The sequence below is a fragment of the Christiangramia pacifica genome, from assembly GCF_057221535.1.
The window spans coordinates 1374764-1396075 of sequence record NZ_CM170146.1 but is presented as its reverse complement, the minus strand read 5'-3'; the positions used below and the strand labels follow the sequence as shown (position 1 = coordinate 1396075).

At 35.6% G+C, this 21312-nt stretch carries 17 protein-coding genes and 1 pseudogene; 3 read left to right on the top strand and 15 right to left on the bottom strand.

Annotated features, from left to right (window positions below; all coding sequences use genetic code 11):
* The first annotated feature begins 7 nt into the window (after window positions 1-7).
* From AC2S94_RS06505 to AC2S94_RS06495, 3 genes are all read left to right on the top strand, one after another.
* On the top strand, window positions 8-1855 hold the full coding sequence (locus AC2S94_RS06505; protein ID WP_484630659.1) for a glycoside hydrolase family 2 protein: 1848 nt from the start codon (window positions 8-10) through the stop codon (window positions 1853-1855).
* Window positions 1848-2714 carry a glycoside hydrolase family 16 protein gene (locus AC2S94_RS06500; protein ID WP_484630658.1) on the top strand — a complete coding sequence of 289 codons (867 nt, stop codon included), beginning with the start codon at window positions 1848-1850 and terminating at the stop codon, window positions 2712-2714. Before AC2S94_RS06505 ends, AC2S94_RS06500 begins: the two co-directional genes overlap by 8 nt.
* Window positions 2715-2864: 150 nt before the next feature.
* On the top strand, window positions 2865-5357 hold the full coding sequence (locus AC2S94_RS06495) for a T9SS type B sorting domain-containing protein (protein WP_484630657.1): 2493 nt from the start codon (window positions 2865-2867) through the stop codon (window positions 5355-5357).
* 10 nt (window positions 5358-5367) lie between these two features.
* Here AC2S94_RS06495 and AC2S94_RS06490 read toward each other — a convergent pair whose 3' ends face one another.
* The 15 genes and pseudogenes from AC2S94_RS06490 to AC2S94_RS06420 form a co-directional block, all read right to left on the bottom strand.
* The gene (locus tag AC2S94_RS06490; protein ID WP_484630656.1) at window positions 5368-6516 is read right to left on the bottom strand and encodes a glycoside hydrolase family 43 protein; all 1149 of its coding nucleotides are present in this window, start codon (window positions 6514-6516) and stop codon (window positions 5368-5370) included.
* 25 nt (window positions 6517-6541) lie between these two features.
* Window positions 6542-8680 carry a glycoside hydrolase family 43 protein gene (locus AC2S94_RS06485; protein ID WP_484630655.1) on the bottom strand — a complete coding sequence of 713 codons (2139 nt, stop codon included), beginning with the start codon at window positions 8678-8680 and terminating at the stop codon, window positions 6542-6544.
* 680 nt (window positions 8681-9360) lie between these two features.
* On the bottom strand, window positions 9361-9819 hold the full coding sequence (locus tag AC2S94_RS06480; protein ID WP_484630654.1) for a hypothetical protein: 459 nt from the start codon (window positions 9817-9819) through the stop codon (window positions 9361-9363).
* 389 nt (window positions 9820-10208) lie between these two features.
* Window positions 10209-10952 carry a hypothetical protein gene (locus AC2S94_RS06475; RefSeq protein WP_484630653.1) on the bottom strand — a complete coding sequence of 248 codons (744 nt, stop codon included), beginning with the start codon at window positions 10950-10952 and terminating at the stop codon, window positions 10209-10211.
* A gap of 314 nt (window positions 10953-11266) precedes the next feature.
* Window positions 11267-11356 (bottom strand): hypothetical protein, encoded by a 90-nt coding sequence (locus tag AC2S94_RS06470; protein WP_484630901.1) that lies wholly within the window; start codon window positions 11354-11356, stop codon window positions 11267-11269.
* Window positions 11357-11361: 5 nt separating this feature from the next.
* The gene (locus tag AC2S94_RS06465; protein ID WP_484630652.1) at window positions 11362-12099 is read right to left on the bottom strand and encodes a hypothetical protein; all 738 of its coding nucleotides are present in this window, start codon (window positions 12097-12099) and stop codon (window positions 11362-11364) included.
* Between the two features lie 19 nt (window positions 12100-12118).
* Window positions 12119-13369, bottom strand: coding sequence for a type II toxin-antitoxin system HipA family toxin (locus tag AC2S94_RS06460; RefSeq protein ID WP_484630651.1), 1251 nt, complete (start codon window positions 13367-13369; stop codon window positions 12119-12121).
* Between the two features lie 5 nt (window positions 13370-13374).
* Window positions 13375-13662, bottom strand: a complete 288-nt coding sequence (locus AC2S94_RS06455; protein WP_484630650.1) for a helix-turn-helix transcriptional regulator — start codon at window positions 13660-13662, stop codon at window positions 13375-13377.
* Window positions 13663-13915: 253 nt separating this feature from the next.
* On the bottom strand, window positions 13916-16336 hold the full coding sequence (locus tag AC2S94_RS06450; RefSeq protein ID WP_484630649.1) for an HD domain-containing protein: 2421 nt from the start codon (window positions 16334-16336) through the stop codon (window positions 13916-13918).
* 104 nt (window positions 16337-16440) lie between these two features.
* Entirely contained in the window at window positions 16441-18021 is a 1581-nt protein-coding gene (locus AC2S94_RS06445) for a type IV secretory system conjugative DNA transfer family protein (protein ID WP_484630648.1), read from the bottom strand.
* Between the two features lie 16 nt (window positions 18022-18037).
* Window positions 18038-19069 (bottom strand): MobB family relaxase, encoded by a 1032-nt coding sequence (mobB, locus tag AC2S94_RS06440; protein ID WP_484630647.1) that lies wholly within the window; start codon window positions 19067-19069, stop codon window positions 18038-18040.
* Between the two features lie 11 nt (window positions 19070-19080).
* A complete protein-coding gene (locus AC2S94_RS06435; protein WP_484630646.1) occupies window positions 19081-19431 on the bottom strand; it encodes a BfmA/BtgA family mobilization protein in 351 nt (116 codons plus the stop codon).
* Between the two features lie 458 nt (window positions 19432-19889).
* A pseudogene (locus AC2S94_RS06430) lies at window positions 19890-20338 on the bottom strand (JAB domain-containing protein).
* A 77-nt stretch (window positions 20339-20415) separates the two neighbouring features.
* Window positions 20416-20769, bottom strand: coding sequence for a single-stranded DNA-binding protein (locus tag AC2S94_RS06425; RefSeq protein ID WP_484630645.1), 354 nt, complete (start codon window positions 20767-20769; stop codon window positions 20416-20418).
* Window positions 20756-21019, bottom strand: coding sequence for a hypothetical protein (locus tag AC2S94_RS06420; RefSeq protein ID WP_484630644.1), 264 nt, complete (start codon window positions 21017-21019; stop codon window positions 20756-20758). The genes AC2S94_RS06425 and AC2S94_RS06420 overlap by 14 nt, the downstream gene beginning before the upstream one ends.
* Window positions 21020-21312: the final 293 nt, after the last annotated feature.

Below are 21312 nucleotides of genomic sequence, written 5' to 3'. Positions count from 1 at the left end.
AATAACGATGATGAGATCGAAATGGTGCTTTTTATTAATATTGATCTGGGCGATTCCCTTAATCGCTCAGGAGGATCTCATCATAAATACAACTAATCGGGAAAATATTTCCCTGAACGGTTCCTGGCATTATATTCTTGACCCTTACGAAACCGGATTTTACAATTATCGTTGGCAGGAACGAAATGAAAATGATAGTGAAGCTTACTGGCACCAACCGGTCGTAAAAAACAAATCAGATCGCAAAGAACATGGTTACAAAGATCCTTATACGATTCAGGTTCCCGGTGACTGGAATTCGCAGGATGATATTTTTAAATATTATGAAGGAACCGTTTGGTATCAACGTGAATTTGATCTTTCTGAGATAAAGAAAGGATATATATATCATCTCTATTTCGGAGCTGTGAATTATGAAGCACATGTCTACTTAAATGGAAAAAAATTAGGGATGCACAAAGGCGGCTTCACCCCTTTCAATTTTGAAATCCCTAAAGGTCTTTTAAAGATAAAAGATAACTACCTGGTCGTTAAGGTCGATAATAAAAGGCATCCTGATGAAATCCCTACCGTAAATACCGACTGGTGGAATTATGGTGGAATTACAAGAGATGTCAAGTTACTTATAATGCCCGAAAGTTATATTCAGAATTATTCTCTGCATTTGGACCAAAGTCAAGATATTAAAAAATCCATCAAAGCCCAGAAATTTCTTCTTTCAGGAACTTTAAAATTTAATAAACCTTCTGAAGGTGAGGTGGTTATTACAATTCCAGAATTAAAACTACAGGAAAAAGTAGAAGTCCATGGAGAGGAAGCCAGCTTCCAATTTGATTCAAAAAAAATTAAATTATGGTCTCCTAAAAATCCTAAACTTTATGAAGTAACATTCAGTTTTGCAGGAACTATTCTTCAGGATAAAATAGGGTTCAGAAAAATCGAAGTTCAAGGAAAAAATATTCTTTTTAACGGCGACAAACTCTTTCTACGAGGGATAAGTATACATGAAGAAATTCCGCAGGATGAGCGACGCGCTAAGAATAAGGCTGATGCCGAACAATTGTTTGGCTGGGCAAAAGAGCTGAATGCCAACATGGTTCGACTCGCTCATTATCCTCATAACGAATATATGACCAAAATGGCAGACTCTATTGGGATGCTGGTATGGAGCGAAATTCCGGTATACTGGACAATAAATTTTGAAAATAAAAATGTTTATAAAAAAGCTCAAAAACAACTGAAAGAAATGATTATTCGGGACCAGAATAAGGCCTCCATCATTATCTGGTCAGTTGGGAATGAGACGCCGGTTAGCGAAGCTCGCACCAATTTTATGAAAAACCTCATCAACACCGCCAGAGAACTGGATGATTCCAGATTAATATCTGCCGCACTTGAAGTTGGTTACAATCGAGATAAAAATTTTGTCGACGACCCGTTAGGGGAATATACAGATATTGTTTCGGTAAATGAATATTTAGGTTGGTATGGAGACCTGCCCAATGCTAAAGAAAATTCCAATTGGGACCTCGACTATGATAAACCATTATTCTTCAGTGAAACAGGTGCTGGAGCTAAAGGAGGATATCACGGTGGCAAAGAACAGCGCTGGACAGAAGAGTTCCAGGAATGGTATTTTGAGGAAACCATAAAAATGATGAAACGAATGCCTGAAAACTACACTGGAATTTCCCCATGGCTTCTTGTAGATTTCAAATCGCCACGAAGGAATAACCCAATATTTCAGGAAGGCTGGAATCGTAAAGGGCTCATAGACGATAAAGGAAATAAGAAAAAAGCGTTCTATACGCTAAAGGAATATTACAAGAACTTGAAAAACAGAAAAAATGATTAACAATGTAACTTCTCCAAAATTCTTGGTTTTCTGCCTTATTCTAAGTTTTATGAATAGCTATGCCCAGGAAAAAGAATCTGAACTACCTAAAGGTTATAAGCTTGTTTGGGCAGAGGAATTTAATGCTTCTGGCAAACCGAATCCTGAATATTGGTCTTATGAACAGGGTTTTGTTAGAAATAAGGAACTGCAATGGTATCAAAAAGATAACGTTTTCATTAAAAATGGAATTCTAATAATTGAAGGACGCAGGGAACAGGTTAAAAATGATCAGTATAAAGTAAATAGCAATGACTGGCGGAAAAATCGCGAATATGCAGAATATACTTCGTCAAGTATAAATACCAGCGGGAAATATAGCTTCAAATATGGAGTGATGACAGTAAAAGCCAAAATTGATACTTCCCGAGGTATGTGGCCTGCAATCTGGACTCTAGGTATTAATAAACCCTGGCCATCTAATGGTGAGATTGATATTATGGAATTTTATTTAGTGAATCAAGAACCGGCAATTCTCGCAAATGCTGCCTGGAAAAGCAGTATGGAAAATGTCTCTTGGGATAGTGAGAAAATCCCGTTTTCAAAATTTATCGAGAAAGATCCGAAGTGGGAGGAGAAATTTCATATATGGAAAATGGACTGGACGGAGGATTACATAAGAATTTTTCTAGATGATGAATTATTGAACGAAATAGATTTATCAACCACTACTAATCCAGATGGATTTAATCCCTTTCATCAACCTCATTATATCTTACTAAACCTGGCGATTGGTGGAAATGGTGGAGATCCTTCTAAATCAAAATTTCCTGGAAAATATATGGTTGATTATGTTAGAATATATCAATCTAATAAGTAAAAACCTTTCAAAAATTGTTTAATGATAATAGATTAAACCGTTTGAGTTAAGCCTTAACAAGCTGTTCAAAAGAACCGAAAATCGAATTTAAATAGGGCTAAAATATGAGTCAGGTATTCACAACCCTTTAAATTTACAAAATAATGTATGATGAACCGTATTAAAAGTTTCTTGTGGCTTTTTTTACTCTGGACAGCTATTACATTTGCTCAGGCTCCTATACTTACGGCTAGTGGAAATCAGTTGTACTGCCCATTATCAACAATTCCAATCGTAACTGCCGTTAATATTCAAAATCCAACTTCCTCGCCCGTAAATGGTGTATATATACAAATTTCTGAAGGATACGATGCGCAATACGATAGACTGCTTCTAACTGGTAACCATCCTAATATCTCCTCGAGTTGGGATAGGACTACGGGAAAACTGAAATTATCTAAAAACCCTGGGGCTCCCCTGAATGATTTGATTAATGCTTTATACAATGTCAATTTTCAAAGTAATAACAGGGCCATAGCCGGTGAAAGAGTTTTTTCAATCACAACAGGTCAGGCTAATTACCTTTCTTCAACAGGACATTATTATGAGTATGTAGCAGATTTAGGGATCTCGTGGAAAGATGCTAGAAATAAAGCGGAACAACGCACTTATAATGGCCTGCAAGGTTATTTAGCTACTCTTACTTCATCCGAAGAAGCTCAACTTTGTGGAGAACAGGCAGATGGTGCTGGTTGGATTGGCGGAACCGACGAAGCAATAGAAGGTATTTGGAAATGGGTTACCGGACCGGAAGGGTTGAATGGTGGAGTTATATTTTGGAATGGAGATGCATCGGGCTTTACCACAACTTTTGCAAATTGGAATATCAACCAACCAGATAATGCACATGGCGGCCCGGGTGAGGATTACGTACATATCACAGATCCATCTGTAGGTACTCGAGGTGCATGGAATGATTTGAGAGTCGAAGGGGATCCTCAAGAGGTATGGGAATATCATCCCAAGGGCTATATTGTAGAATATGGCGGAATGCCCGGTGATCCGGAAATCAATATTTCGGCCAGCACCCGTATTTATTCAGCATCTATTACAGAAACCACAAATGCTTATACCTGCGGAACAGGTGAAGTTTTAGTCAATGCCAAGGCAAGTGACGGAACAATCTATTGGTTCACTGAAGCTTCAGGTGGCACACCCATACACGAGGGAAATGAATACAATCCTATAGTAAATGCAATAACAGATCTTTACGTTTCGGCCGGACCAGTAGGCTGCTACCAAGGTCTACGGGAGCGAATTACAGTTACTTACTACGATCCAGTCAACGTAAGAAAGGTGGTTACGCTCACCAATTGTGTTTCAGATAATTCTCCAAATGTTTCTTCAACATTTAATTTGGAAGAAGCTATACCACTAATAACAGATGATACTCATTACCAGTTGAATTTTTATAGTTCCCTGCCCGATGCTCAATCAGAAATTGATGAACTGGAATCTGCAATGATTAGCAATGCCACAACTGAAATTGTTTTTGCAAGGGTAACCGACCAAACACCCTGTTACGAAATTGTGCGTATAAATCTTGAAGTCTCCTCCTCTTCCCTTCCGCCAGGTTTTGTTCATATTTTAAGCGCTTGTGATGATGATGGCATTAATGATGGTAAATATCTTTTTGATCTCAGTGAAGCCAGAACACCCATACTCAATGCCTTGCCCGCTGACCAAAATTTCTCGCTTACCTTTTATTATACTGTAGACGATGCTTTAAATAAGTTAAATCCTATTACCGAAGAAAATAATTTCTTCAATGAAAAACCAGGCCATCAGGAAATTTTTGTTAGGATAAAAAATGAGAATACAAGCACATGCTATGCTATTGGACCTTATATAGAACTTTCGGTAAATGAATTACCGAAATTTGATTTGAATAATTTAGGCCAGATCTGTCCCTTAAACCCTTCCTATGATTTAAAACCATTTAATATATCCGGAAGTTATGATTATCAGTGGTATGATGAAAATGGAACCCTAATGAGCACTGCTCCAAATTTAACCGTTACAACTCCAGGTGTATATTCGGTTTTTGCAACTTCCAGCGAAGGGTGTACTTCGGAAACAAAAATGATCGAAATTCTTGATTCCGGTCCAGCTAACATTAATAATAATAATTTAAACATTACAGCTACAGGAGATACCTATCAGATAGAAATTCTAGATCCGGAGCTCTTGGGAATAGGAGATTATCAATATGCACTTGATGATCCTGCAGGAAGTTATCAGGATGAAGAAACTTTCTTTAATGTAAGTTCAGGCACCCATATTCTTTATATCAACGACAAAAATGGCTGCGGAAACAGTAGCTTGAAATTATTTCTTTTTGGTATTCCAAAATATTTTACTCCAAACGGTGATGGTTTTAATGATCACTGGAATATTAAAGGAATATCCAATCCGCAGAATGCTCTTATATTAATTTATGATCGATATGGTAAACTTTTAAGGAAAGTTGATCCTACAAGTAAAGGTTGGGATGGAAACTTTAACGGAATAATGATGCCTGCAAATGATTACTGGTACCAGGTGAAATTGGAAGACGGAAGTACCTTTAAAGGTCATTTCTCATTAATTCGTTCTGCTCAATAAGGTTATTCTCCTATTCTTTTTCTTTATTATTCTTAAAATGAGAAAGATTCCACTCATCATACCATCTAATAACTGGCTTTCCCTCTTCCCATTCGATGGGTAGCCAGATATACCGCCCATCTATGTGATTGTCTGGATTCCACCTATCGGCCATAAAAATAAAAGCATTCTCTCTTCCCTGTACTGGCAGAATATAGGTGCTTTGAGAATGAAAGGTTTTATCAGCATCTATTCCCCGGGCAGGATTTCCAAGTGTTTCCCAAGGTCCCATTACAGAATTTGCCTTAAAGGATCTAGCAGCATTAGGATCCCATCCTGTAAGTCCGGAAGTAATCATATAGTAAGTGCCATCTTTTTCAAATATAGCCGGTGCTTCATTTTGTCCGCCAGGTTGTACCCTAACCCAATTTCCGGTAAAATCTATATAATCATCAGTTAGTTCTGAAATGTGTAGTGTCTGGTTTTCTTCCGAGGAATGAATATGGTAAGCGGTTCCGTCATTATCTATATAAATGGTCATATCGCGCGACATTTGTCCTTGTTCGAAATCCCGGCGTACAAAGGATCCTTCCAGTAAATTCTTTTTCCATTCATCCGTCCACCATTCACCTATCTCTCCTTCTACAAACTCCCGTTTCCAAGATTCCTTAAAGTCTATAGGCCAATAACCGGCATTGGGTCGGTAGGATTTTAAATATTTAAATGGACCTGTTGGAGTATCACTTACCGCGACACCAGTCCTGGCAGCACTGTATCCCTGTCCTTTCAGCTCTAGGTGAAACCACATAACATATTTTTCTGTTTTCTCGTTGAAAATCACTTTTGGCCGTTCCATCACACTCCCGGAAGTGATTTCAGAATTCGGATCTTTTTCGACAGATAGAGCTACTCCTTCATATTTCCAATTATAAAGGTCACTAGAAGAATAGACACTTATCCCCACCCTTGCCTGGCTGCGTTTTCCTTTATGTTCGCCGAACCAATAATAAATACCATCCTGAAACATAATTCCGCCTCCATGGGCATTAATATGCTTCCCGTTTGAATCTTTCCATGATTCTCCGGGATGAAAAGAATCGTATGGAGCTGTATTTTCCTGAGCGTGAATAATGTTTAAACAAAAGAAAAGAAGTAGTAAAATGCTTGATTTTTTTATCATAATTATTTTATTGGGCCACAATTGGCTATTTAATAATTCCTTCTAAAGTTGGTTTTATTTCAACAATACTGCCATCATCTTTGAACTCAACTTTATCCATGGCTACTTCACGATGGAAACCGGCAGCATCACCCATTTGGATCCCTTTAGGTCTAGTAAATCTATGATAAATGATATACCATTTATCAGTTCCTGGCATATTAATAATTGAATTATGACCAGTTCCATAAATCTGTTTGTCATCATCTCTCTGAAGGACTAGATTATTATCAGGAATATTCAATGGACCTAGTGGCGAATTTGAAGTTGCATATCTTACTCGATAATTGGGACTTCGGGTATCATCCTCAGACCATAGAAAATAATATTTACCATCACGAAAGAAGACTTCAGCACCTTCCCTAAAAGTATTATCTGGAGTCAGTACTTTGATCGTCTCTCGTTTTATACTGATCATATCCTTATTTAGTTCCGCTACTGCCAAATAGCCATTACCCCAATACAAATAACTTTTATCTGATACCGGGTCGTTGAAAACATCAGGGTCAATTTCCTGACCTCCATGAATTCCTCTAGGTTTAAAATCGATTAAAGGTTTCCCACTGTCCTTAAAAGGGCCGGCTGGATGGTCGGAAACTGCCACTCCAATTTTCCGCTCCGCAGTAAAATAAAAGAAGTATTTATAATCTCCGTTTATTTCCTTTTCCGCAATTGTTGGAGCCCACGCATTATTATTAGCCCACGATACATCAGTCCTTAAATTCAGGATAGTATCTTCCTTTTTCCAATTGATAATATCTTCAGAAGAAAAGGTTCTGAAATAGGCACCCGACCAGTTGTTAAATCCGTCGCTAGTAGGATAGAGATAATATTTATGTGTTTTATTGGAATACAGAATTTCCGGATCGGCATAATATCCTTCTATAATCGGATTATTATTTACTGAAACGGCAACCCGATAAGTTTTAGTTTCATTCCCAACTGTTAACCTGTACTCAACAGGAGCATTTTCAAAATTCTGAGGATTTCTAGGTTCAATAGCATCTGTCATTATCAACTGAAATCCAGGCTGAAAATGGGAAAGATCTGTTCCTGGCCTTACAGGAATAAAAATAGAATCCTGGTCCTTATTAATAACCACATTATTCGATTTCACTTTTTTTCCAGACACCGAAGAGATTCCCGGAATATTACTGGAAGGAAACTTTTTCAGTAATCTTTTGGTTTCTTTTTGGGTGATGGGGATAACACTACCATGACGGGGATGAAAATTCATAGAGACTTTCTGATCTACCACTTTGAAATTTTTCAGATCTGTACTTTCAGCAAACTGGTATTTCCCATCCATATATATATCATACATAAGGATGTATTTATCAGAATTCAAGAGTTTAAATACCCCGGAACCTTCTACTGCTTTATCAGTTTGGTCTACATTTCCTGAAAGCGGCTTATAACCTCTGGTCAAACTATCTGAAATTGCAACTTTAATACCTTTATCACTTTCGCCTTCAGTTTTATAGAACAGGTAATATTTGTCATCCTTTAAAACAATATCGCCATCGATCGTGGCTTTTTCATTCGGATTAAAAAACAATTGCTTTGGTTCAGATTCAAGTGCAGAGAAGTCCTCGTTTGCATAGGCGTAATAGATCTTATCATAGCTACCCGGCTGAAGCATAGAAAAATAAACCATATACTTTCCTTCTTCTTCATCATAAAAGGTTTGGGGAGCCCATACTCTGTTTACATCTGAAAATTGCTCTGAATAGGTTTCGGGAATATCAATTAATGAAGATTCCCAGTTTATCAGATCATCAGATCTCAACAAAAGCATCGCTGTATTGGTCCAACCTTTAGCAGATTTTAAATCGGTAAGTACCATGTAAAACTTTCCGTTTTCACCCCTGAGAATATGAGGGTCCCGTACTCCTCCCGCTTTACTAAAATCAATTGTTTTGATAATTGGTTTATCATCATTAAGCGCATAATAATTATATCCATCAGAACTTATCGCATAATGAACTGCCTCTTCACCTTCACCGTTTCCGGTAAAATACGCAAAGAGATAATGGGAATATTTCTGTGAATTATTGCTGGTGCAGGATTCAAAAGAAATGGTAACCAAACATAACAATAGAAAAGTTACAAATCTGGGAATCATAAATAAAAGATTTATTCGAATATAATGATATTTTATTAAATGTAATAAATACATTTAATAAAATATCTAACCTATCGGGCATATTCCCAAAAGGGATAATAAAAATATATTACCTAAGGCTTTGGTTCATGCATTATGTGTGTTTGATAATTTCAAATGCGCATTTAAAATTCTTATCCAAATACGTTGCAATTTTATATCACAGCTCCCCAATAAAACAGGTTATTTCAGTTATAATTGAAGTAAGTTAGAAAGGATAGGATTCCAAAATAAAGATTAATTAAAGTGTCTAAAATTTAGCAGTAACTACTTAGGTTAGATTGATCAGTAAATTTTTAGCTCAATTGAGTCTTTTTCGAGAATGTGGACCAATTCTCTCTTTAGAATAAACCAATTATACAAGCCTCTAAAATTAAAAAAAAGTATAAAAACTATCGAGAAGAAATATTATAAGGGTCAAATAATTCTCAGCTAGGAAATTGACTATAATTCTATATATCTCTTTCATATTAAAATCTGAAGAAATCAATTTTTGTGGATATATTACTCCAGGCGGTTTTCGGTTATCGCCAGTTGGCGGAGTAAGGGATGTGGATTTGTCGGCTCAACCTTTTGTTTCTTGGTTTTCTAAATTACACTTTTTCGACAAAACCCGCTATTTACTATAACCGATGTTGGGCTTAGTACTTTATGTTCATCACTTCATATTTTTCTAAAATCCCAGGTAAATTTTCTTCCCAACTTATGACTTCTAGTGGAAATAAATTTTGATAATATTTTGGAAGATTAAGATATGAATGCGCTGGCAAATTCAATTGTTCGGTTACATACATTTCATAAATTGTATTTCCTAAGTCGCTAAATGGTTGTTTTATGATGAGCTTGACTTTGAAAACATCTAATCCATCAATAATTTTTTTATCCTCTTTATTTTCTGACTTTTCAATATCAATTTGGTTCTCAAATAGATCATATTTTCTGTAATTCGTAGACTTATCTTTTGAATAATAATTTAAAACTCCTTTTCCTTTTTCAATCATTATATAATCTCCGATCATTATTTCTTTTTCTACTTGATGCCGCCAAATAGAATCATTCTTTATTTCCAATATAATTTTTGATTCTGGAGTATTTTTCATAAACTCATTCATTTGTCCTAAAACATTTTTAGCTTGAGAAATTTGATCAGTAGCTGAGATTTCTTTTATTATTAAAGAATCCTGTTTTTTCTGTAAATTTTTAAATCCTGAATCAGTGATAACAAATGATTAACTTATTACTATTTCGCTTGGAATAGAATCAAAATGTTGGGCATATGAATCAAAATAAACGATAAATAATACCACTAAAATCAAAATTCTTTTCATTAAAATCAAGTTTAAGAGTATTAAGCCCAACGTTTACGGTTATCGCAAGTTGCGAAAGTAGGGGCGCGGACTTGCCGACTTGCCATTTTCTTTTCAGCTTCTGTAGTTACACTTTTTCGGCTAAATCCGTCTTTATTTGCCATGAACCGCCTTGGGCAATGTTATTCTATTAAATCTAATTTTAATCTATTATGTTCAGAAGGTTTTTCCATTTTCCATACGGATACGTGTTTATTAAGCTTATTTGCTTTTAAAACATTTTCAATGTAGTTATCCGGGCACTTATATCCACATACTATATTTCTCAGTGCTTTTCTATTAATATTATATTTTCCGAATTTTTCTTTTACTAATCTTAATTCTTTTTCGTAAGCCCAATTTTCTTGTTTTAGATAAAAAATTTCGAAAATATCATTTTCATTTTCTAGCAATTCAATTGAAATTTTTTTTAATTCATTTTTATAGTTCATAAGCCTCAAACCTTTGAAAAAGTCAGAATCTAAATCTGATTTGTATTGTAAATACAAGCCCTGATGACTATTAGCATAATTTGCCAATAATGGCATATTTACTCCAGGAAGCAGTGAAAAACAAGCTATTCCGTGTTTATTAATGAAATTAGGAATTGACTCTCTAATCGTCTCCTCTACCTGTGATGAGCTTAATTTTTTTTCAATATATTCTACTTGTTTCTTTCCAACTATATTTTCAAATGTTTTGAAGAGTTTATCGATATTAATGTTTTTTAATTCTATCAAGTCTGGTGTTGAATCAAAAGGATCATTTAATAATTCTCTTTTTTGAAAATAAACATATGAATTTTCTATTTCATCTAATGTAAAATCATTGTTTGGTCTATATCTGAATAGATAAGGTTTTCCAGCTTTTTCAATCTCTTTCAACATAATTCTGATAATATTACCCAAGGCGGTTCAAAGCAATATAACTGTTTAATCTACAATGTGCCTGGGTAATTAAAGTATCACGAATTATTCATAATTAAATAATTCTTTAAAAGAAACTTCTAAAACTATTGCCAGAGATATCAATGTTTCGAAGGTAGGATTGGCCTCTCCCTTTCTATTTCTCCACTTAGTCTTTTGATAGTAGTCCTTTTAGATAATTTTTGTTTTAAAATACTCCTATATGGAAATCTGGAGGTATGAAAAATGAGGGATTAATTTTTTTTAGAATATTTATACTTTCAGGAAAAATAAAACTACATCTCAATTTTATGCTTTTTGATATCAAAATCAAAATCAAATAAATCTTTAGGATCAATTTGCATCACGCTAGCAAGTTTTAAAATGGTTTCTAAGGTAGGGTTACCTTTTCCTTTTTCAAATTTGTTATAATTACTTGGATCGAATTACCTTCGTAAATGGCATTGATGTTATCGTACCATATTGATTCGTCACGTTGGATATATTTAGGTTTATTGCGAACAATAGTGCTGCAATAATAAACAGAAGTCTCATCTTTTGAAAACCCATTCTTCTGAGTTGGGGGACTTTCAAGTTCATCGATATGAATTCTAAATTCCAGCCCACTCTGGTATTTCTTCAGAAAGTTCACAAGTTTCTCTTCTTCTAACCTTGTTAAAAATTGTTTTTTTCTGGTACGGTCTTGTTCGATCCAGTAGTTAGCAATATGAATATTTAAGATACCTGGTTCATCTATGATTTTATAAAAATTGACATTTGGGAACTTAGACATCAAGATATCTGCCCATCGAGCCATTGGCATTAATACACCCTGCAATCCTTTAGGAATATCTCTATCCTCTAGACTTGGAACTAATTTAGTCTTGTATTTTGGTTTTCTTTTAGAAATTTTAACCGGAAGGAAAATAGGTTTGATAGACTTTTCGAACTCTTCTTCAATAGTAACAAAATCAACCTTTCTGTTTTTAATATAAATAACAAAAGAGCCATCTGAAGTTTGATGAATCAAGGTTTTAAGTTCGGGATATTTTGCACGTAAGTTTAAATCCGTTTTACGAACCAACCCATAATTTTTCTGTTCATCATTTTTAATTGATGTATAACTCATCTGATTTTTTCGCTATCTTTTACCACCTGAACGCACCAGCCATTAATTCAATTTCTGCGCTTTTGATTCCGATTTTATTTGCTACATTTTTCCAATCCTTGACTGCAGATAACACTTGGTCAAGAATGGTTTCCATTTCATTATCACTTAAACGAAAATATTGACCTACGCTTTTAGCTAATTCAAAATCCAAAGCATTATCATCCATATCTATATTAAGGGATAAACCGTCTTTTTCAATTGAAGGGTTTAAATCATAAGCTGGTGACAAAACCCAACCCTTTTCGGTTAGAATAAATCCGTGATTTCTTAGGTGGTCATCCGAATTTGAAATAGCAATATTAAACACAATTCTTCGCCAGAGTTGGTGTAAATTAGTTTCCACATCAACACCATAGTTCTCAATAAACTCAACAATTTCTAAATAACTAGGTGTCTTATCTCTAATGATATCTTCCGTATTTCCTGTCATTGTCATTGCTGAGGCAAAGTGGATTCGTTTACCATTATCCCTATCAAATCGCTTGGTCAAGAATGTATAGTATTGACCGTTTATCTTTTCAATTTTAGATTCTGCCATTTCTATACCAGAAGCAATGGCTAATTTATAGGCTAAAAATTCCCAAGCCGCTTTATCCACTGTATCAGTCTTAGATGGAAATTTAGCAATCCACAAATTCTTTTGGGTATCAAGAATATTAGCCTTTGGTCTTGCACCACCTAGAGAAGAACCGGGTGCGATCAAAATTGCTATCCATTTTCTAATCGCATCACTTTGGTCATCATTTTCCAACTGAATTACCGCCTCCTGAAGCTCACCGAGTGATGACCAAGGTGGTGTTGGACTTAGTGTATCGTTATCCAAGAATGGGCCTTCGAGTTCTGTTTTAAAGCGTAAAGCACCCATTCTACTCTCATCAAAAACCCCGAGCAGATAATCTATTTCATACAAAGTATCCGCTTTTACGTTTTTCGCCCTAGCATCTTGTGCAGCTCGTCTTTTCATTAGAGTTTTCCCCCAAGTATCTGGCATACTATCTAAAAATATTCCAAAGTTTTCTTTATTGGCTGGATACTGTGGCCCTGAGTAAAATTCTATATCCGGGTCTAATAATCGCTGCGCATCGGTCTTTAACCAATCCTTGTTATACTCAAAACTAAATGCTTTTTTCCCTTTGGCAAAATGAGCCGAAAGTACGCCTACCAAGGTTGGCTTTTCCAAGGATGCCCAATCTGCAAATACATATATGTCAAATTTTCCTCTAGCCATTTTTCTTATAGTAAATCAAGGTCTTGTAATTTTCTACCGAATTCATCATCCACGGCAAGCTTTCTAAAATCGTCTTCTAAATTCAATACCCGTAATACATTAAAATAAGAACCTATGGCAACTGCCGGATCTCCTTTTTCAATTCTATAAAGTGTGGTACGATTAATACCCGCACGTTCAGAAACCTGCTCTGTAGTCAGCTTTCTTCGTTTTCTGGCGAGCTTTATATTCTCACCCAACTGTTCGAATACTTTCTGATATTTCGGTAAAAGAATTGATTTCTTAGAATTCATTTTGATGTATATTTACCACAAAAATATAGTTATTGTTGATAATATACAACATAAAAAAGTTGAAAGTTTCGCTTCGAATACAAAGCACAAGAAAATAATAGTCTAAAATATCATCATTTTTCAATCATCCCTAATGCAGAATTTCATTGTGGATATAGAAATCTTATAGTAATAATAAAATTGCCGTAGGTTAAAATATATTTTAAATGTATCTAATATGCCCAATGCAACTTCGTACTAATAAGGTGATTTTTCAAACTAAACTATTTAGAGCTCTTTTGAAATTATCACTACTTCTAACGGATGATTTAAAGATTTCTACAAGTTCCTTCCAATAAACCGATGAGACTTTATTTCTTATTCCTTGACAAATTATTTTGGCTAATTGTTCCTCAAAATCCGTCCACTTCTCACTTACAATAATTTCTGTTCTTGGTGAATTGAGATCTAAATCCCTTTCTCCACAAACATCTACTACTAAAATCAAAGGAAATGGCCAACTTAATTTAACCTGATTATTTTTCATCCGCCAAGATTCCGGAAACAGACTAGCTGGCACTTCAATTCCATGAAGAGAAAGGCGAGATTTTGACTTTGTCAAATCGCTAGAAGAATTATCAGTTCTAATATCTCCGTCATCACTTATTGTGATTGACCTGGAACTCTCATCTATTGAGTTAACACTTATTTTAAGCTCTCTCTCAAGTGTGAAAGTTTTTCCCTCGACCTCAATATCTCTAGAATTGAGTTCAAGATACTTGACTGGCTTATCATGGCTTTCCAAAATTGCCACAGTAGCGGAACCAAGAATTCCTATATCCTCTCGATCAATTTTGATTTCAATGAACCTAATGTTCTCATTTTGTTCCCAAGAATAATCCTTCAACTCATAAGAGGTAATTTCTTTAAAACTATTGATATTTCTAGTTTTTTCATATGAGTTAGTTTCAATTCTTATATTAAAAGGGGGATTTGGAATAACACTTTCGACATTTTCTATGAACTTACCCTCGGACATATCCTCCCAAGGGTTTTTATTTTTTCTTAAAATTAATTTTGTGGTGGTTCCTGGTTTGTTTCGCTTACCATCTTTTATCCAAAATATACTCTCCTGACCCTCAACCGTAATATTATATGAATCGCTTGATCTATGAGGACCATACACTCTTTTGGTATCAACAATCAATACATCAGAAATCATAAAGCAAGATAGAATACCAATACCAAATCTGGATGTTGGGTAAAACTCTGCATTTGATTCTGCTTTTAGGTTGTAAAAGTCTTTAGATTTATAAAAAGAAGAACCGATTTTGGAATAATAATTATCAATTATGTCTTCATCCATACCAGTTCCATTATCTATTACTTCAAGAACATTATCTCCATTTTCGGTATAGTACTTCACCAAAATCTCTGGCTCGTATAAATTTCCCCACGTGCTTTCCTGTGCTTTTCTTAGTAAACAAGCATCAATAGAATTTTGTAGCAACTCACGTAATGCAACCTCTGGGTTTCCATAAAGTTTAGTTCCCATTAAAAGGTCAATTACTTGGGTTTTGCTAAGGTTAAATTTGGTATCCTTATAGATGTATAGAGGCTTATTTTTTATATCTGTTTTAGTCCTAATTTTTTCTCTATTTACCTGCAAGGGTAATTTTAAGTGTAAGTCTCTCTCCTTTGAAAAATGGAAATCATTTAAAGCTGATATTACATTATTTGCGAGACTAAGCTCGTGGTCAATCATTGAACAAAATTCGTGAATTGATGCTTCAATTACTGGATGAGAACATTTTGCGCTAAACTGTATCAAGTCAGGACTAATTTCCCATGCCTCAACGGCTCTGTGCTTATTCCATTCCTTTACAGAAATTGGATTTCTCACATACAAATGAGAATACAAAATTTTCGGGGTTCTCTTTCCGTCAAAATCCAGAATATCCGCTAATCTCAAAATAACCCCCACAAGAGGCAAACAAGCATAAATTTCTGGACCACAAACTAGGTTTTTATCTAGATCCAAAAGTTTTAAGGCATCCTCATTGTGACTATAGCAAATCTGTGCAAGATCTACTGTCAAATCAGTATCTCGGTACACTACTTTATTTGACCAGTCTTTTTCTATAATTGTTCTAGCTCTGTCAGCGTGAGTTTGCCGAATATATTCTGTAATTAAATAAGATTTTACAAGTTCTGCCTGAGAAAATTGATCTTTAGAAATCAGTTCATTCAATTTTTTTTCATCTTCAGGTCTAGAGTTATAAAATCTTTTAAAATCGTCATGAAAGCTTTTTTCTTCAGCATCTAAATCAGGCTCATTATCCCATATTTTTTTCCAAGCCAAAACTTCCCTTTCATTTGGTGCCATACCGATATCGTGAAAAAAGGCACCGGCAATAAGCAGTAATAATTCTGGTGGTGAAAGCTTTTCAATTTTTTCTTGGGGTATGAGCCTTTCCATTAGGTGTAATACACGAAATAAATGGTCTCCATCGTGTAGAGTGAATTCACCCATATGTCGCACGATGGTTTTCGTTCTTTGGAAAGCAAATGAGGTCATTTTTTCTACAAGTGCTATAACCTCTGAATCTTTTTCAAGACATTTTTTCTTTAATGTAATAAAAAGTAAGCTCTTTTTTAATCTCAAAAGAAATTCATCTTTATAATCATCTATCATTCTTTATTGCTGTTTTTTATAATCTAAAATACTGCTGAATAATATATAATTATCTCCACTAAGATTATAGTTTTATAATGTAATAATTTAGTATCATAGATTGATCAATTAAATATCGACCTCACCTCCTCGTAAATCCTCTCAAAATTAGCCTCTATTTGTGCCTCTGAAAAAAATATGGAATCGTCCGGTAAATTTCGTTCGATTTTTGGAACTTTAAATTGTACTTTTTTATCTTTCCCATCGGCGTATGTAATAAATTCCCCCTGTTTTAAACGGAAGAAAGAATCGGCCCTCACTTTGGCCATTTCCCTTTCTCCGGTTGATATTTTGGTATCAAAATCAAGACCTGTCCCCCGCATCACCGTTTTGGTTTCACTCTTGATGATTTCAAAAAATCGCTCATAATATCTTGCGGTGTCCGGGTCATTCACTTTTCCGAAGAATTGATAGGATAAATTAGCTAAAATAGCTTTACTGGCTTTATCGCCATACATCATATCATTCTGGATCTTATCCTGCATTACATAAACCGTAGCGATATCATAGCTTCTCAAGGTAGACGGGATTCTGTGCATATTCAGCAATCTAATCGTGGAAGCCTCTTCCATTAAAAGGAATGAATGATTTGAGTTTCGAACACTCATTTGCTTGGTAATAGTATGCAGTATAGTCGCTATCACCGGGGAATAGGCAGTTTCATACTTGGGATTGTTCACCAGGGAAATAACTGCCGGGTTTTCCGGATGATTTATAGTGAGGGGAACTTCATCTGCTGACAAGGCCATAAAAATCTGTTTGGTGCTGATTTTTTTCAGGGCATTGGCCAGCGTACTTTTTACCCCTGCCGTCTGCCTTTCTGAATCTTTCCCGCTAATAAATGCGCTGGCCATGGCACGCGAAGTAGGATTGGTCTCCAAAAAAGCAATCAGGCTATCGGTATCCAGAATTTGATAAATCAGAATTAAATGTGGCAAGCTGCAGTATTGGGGATAGGAAGTCTTAAGTTTCCACATGAGTCCGCCAACCAGGCCTTCCGCAGCATCATTAAAGAACTTATTGGTACCGGTCGCGCCAGATTCCTTTTGCTCCAAAAGATTTTCAATGAGCACCCTGGAAATCTCGTTCACACTCTCCTCATTTTCCAGATATCTGGGTGCTATGGGATTTACTCTATGCAGTATTTTATCAAAGGAAACCACATAAAAGGGAATATCGGGATTATTGAAAAGTGGATAGGCCATTTCCGTAATTTCAAAATCCTTATAATCGTGGATCACCCCACTAAAGGAATAGTTGCTGAAATGTTTTAAAAAACCATGCACCACACTTTCCGTTTTACCACTTCCGGCAGCTCCAATAATAGAAGCACCTCGCATGATATTTTTAATCTGAAATTTTCCATGGTTTATTTTAAAAACCACCTTGTATTTTGCTTCAGAAGCCCCATCATTCTCCCTATTAATGAATACATAGAGGGCGGTATTTCCCAATAATAGCGGACAGCCATAATAAAGCACGAGACTAGATAAATCATTTAAATCCAGACCTGGGTATGCCATAAGAAATATCATAATGACGGTGATCATAAGGTTAATCATAAAAGCGAATCTGGAGATCCTGTAAATCAGAAAAAACAGGATGTGAAGTACTAGCAGCATGGCAATTATAGTAGATAGCGTCATTATCATAATTTTTAAATTAGATTCCTATTGAACCGGAGCGTATAGCCGTATCCACCCCTTGTTTTATTTTATTAAATACTTTTAAAGCCAACTGCACCTTATTGGCGGGGATCGTTGGTAGCATGGGCATCCCGGATTCCCTTAACATCTTAACCGCGATTGCTTTTTCACTGGTCGGTAAACCAATAAGCGCGGAGAAATACATTTTCGGATTTTTAATAAACTCTTTCCTGGCCTGATAGGTTTCGACAAAATTTCGTTGATACTGAAAGGTTTTATCAAAAGTTTGTTCTGCCCTGGAAAAAAACTGATCACGGTCAAAACCCCTTTTCACTAGTTTCCCATTCATTTCCACTTCCGAAGCTTTGTATTTGCTTCCGGGGGACAGACTATAGTAATTGGAGACATCCTTTCGACTAACAATAATGTGGATATGGCTTTGGTTGCCTTCCTTGGGCATCCCCTGAACAATTCGTTCCCCTCCCTGCTGATGTGGTGCTTGCTTTTCCAATTTGACGATCTTTTTTTCAAGGCTTGGAATATTACCCTCTTTTACACCACGTTTAATTTTTTGAATCTCGTCTTTACATTTTAGTATTTTGGTGGCATAAGGCTGATTTTCTTTTACCTGGCGATCCGTTCCTTTAAAAGCCCGCTGATGTTCGATTTTCGCATAATATTTAATATCATTTGCTGTAATTGCCCTGCCGTTGATTTCACGGTTAAAGCATGCGGCATAATCCTTTATAAGCTCACGGGTATAGCGTTTGAGATCTTCACTACTGTTTTGCAATCTTTTTAGTTCATATGAAGACGGGCTTACAGTAATGGCATAAAACTTAGGTTCGACTTTTTTCAATTTTGCAGTATTTCCGTCAATTTCCTGAACTACTTCCCTCGCAGAAATACCCTCCCTGTCCTGATTAAAGAAATGTTCCATATCCTCCTGTTCCACACCTTCATTCTCTTTTTCCAGATAATCCACATAATCCCCTGAACTCTGTGAAAAGGTGCCGCCTAATTTTTGAGCTGAAATAGTGATGTACATGATTCAGTTTTTTAATATTTATTCTGATCTTCCTTCCGGGAACTGTTTTTTTCCAGGATCAACGTTTTCTTTTTCGGTTCATTCCCTTCCAATAGGGATTGCAAAATCGCCAGGGTTGGATTGGCTTTATTTTTTTCCACATCCTTCATAATGGCGATAATCGCATTCATTCTTTTTTTCAATGAGTTTTCTATTTTTCTTCCAGTAGGACCTAATTTTTCCTTCGGAGAAATCTCGTTGTAGAAAAAAAAATCAAGCATGGTAGCCAGGGCTTCTGAATGGGTTTTAAAATGGGTACGTGAAAATTCCTGAAAACGTTCCGCGGTTTTTTTCTTAAATCGAATATTCTTAAAAGGCTCCATATTTTCGCTGTTTTTATCAATTTGCCGCAAATACCTGCCTGTTTACTGGGGTTTCAAGCCCATTTGCCGCAAATTTCAATTTTCAGTAAATCCTGAATACAATTAAAAGACTGATTTACAGTATTTTAAAATAAAAAAGCAGTGTCTAACATCGCATCGCGTGTTACCCTCTTGCTATTCCTTTTTGTCCCGCCAGGCGGACAAAAAAATTATACAATCTGGCTAAACGCCAATTGCCTTTTTCTTAGAATTCAAGATTCCTTATAAAATAAATTGATGGGTATAGGGAGCAGCGAAAGTCAAAATAATAGGCTCACTATACGTAAATATAAACGCTGAAGATCAGCATTTTAAAGATAAGGAATTTTTATCAATTGAAATTTTCAAAGCATAAAAAAACATCTCTGGAATTTCAGAGATGTTCTTTAGGTAATTTTTGCGATTATATATAATAGCATTTAAAGTATGCCTTCATCTGCTAAACTAAAATAATCACCATCGGGGGTCAGGATTAAATGATCAAGGATTTTAATGTCTAAAAGTTCCCCTGCCTTTTTAATTTTTTCTGTCAGGCGTTTATCTGCCTCACTGGGTTTTAAAGTTCCTGAAGGGTGATTATGCGAAATTATCAAATTCACCGCTAATGACTTTAATACTACTGCAAACAGGATACGCAGATCTACAAGGGTGCCGGTAATCCCACCGGTAGAAACTTCAAAATACCTTTTACTCTATTAGCATTGTTTAAAAGCATGACTTTAAAACATTCCTGCAGTCCTATCTGGTCTTTATTCCACGTATCAAATAATAGCTCTGCCGCATTTACTGAGGAAGTTATTTTTGGTGCCTGTGAGATCTTAAAATTACCCTGATATTTTATCGATATTTCATTAACTTGTGCTTTCATTTTAATTTGATTTAAAGAGTTGAAATGAAAAAGAGGGCGTTACCGTGAGCAAGTTCCAGCCCTCTTTTATTTAACTGCTAATGATTATTATTAGCATTCCTACCTCCCAGCAAAAGAATTTCACTGGCTACTACTTCGGTTACGTATCTTTTTTCCCCCTCCTTATTTTCATAGGAGCGATTGGTTAGTTTACCTTCAATGGCTATTTCTTTGCCTTTGGCAACATAACTTTCCACGATTTCAGCGGTTTTACCCCAGGCTACGATGTTATGCCATTGAGTATCCTGTATTTTTTCATCCTTTGAATTTTTATAAAATTCATTGGTAGCAATGGAGAAGCTAGCTACTTTTTTACCACTTTCAAGATTCTTGATTTCCGGGGTCTGCCCCACATTTCCGATTAACTGAACTTTGTTTTTAAGCGTTTTCATAATTAAAAGATTTAAAGACCTGTCTTCCAACAGGCAGGTTAATTAAAATGCTACCTGAACCTTTCAGATAGTTTGCTTTGATATTCTTTTGAAGTGATTTACTTATTATATCTTGAGGGTTTTCCTTTTTTGTTTTCTTTGGTGCCGCTTCCTTCTGTATGTTTTTATAAGATTTCATGAGATTCATTTTTGATTTACTTCCTATAGCGCCCTCGCTGTTACCTTTTTTTGTTGCTGATACATTTTTCAATATTTGGAATTGATAAAGACTTATAAAAAGGAGGAACGACTGGCTTATGCAGTCCGTTCAACTTCCAAATGTTGGTATTTTGCTTTCAAAAAAAGGGTATGACGGTGAGGGTGCGGAGGTAGGTCTATAGGCTTTGGTGAAGTATAAAAACATAGGAAGTGGCGCCAAATGATTAAATGCAATTCTGATTTAGTGGACTTAATTCACCATTTTGGCTCGGGAATGAAATGTTCCTTCAGAGTATCGGAAAGGGTTAACGGAATGGAAAGTTAAAATTGGGGATCTTGTCCAAG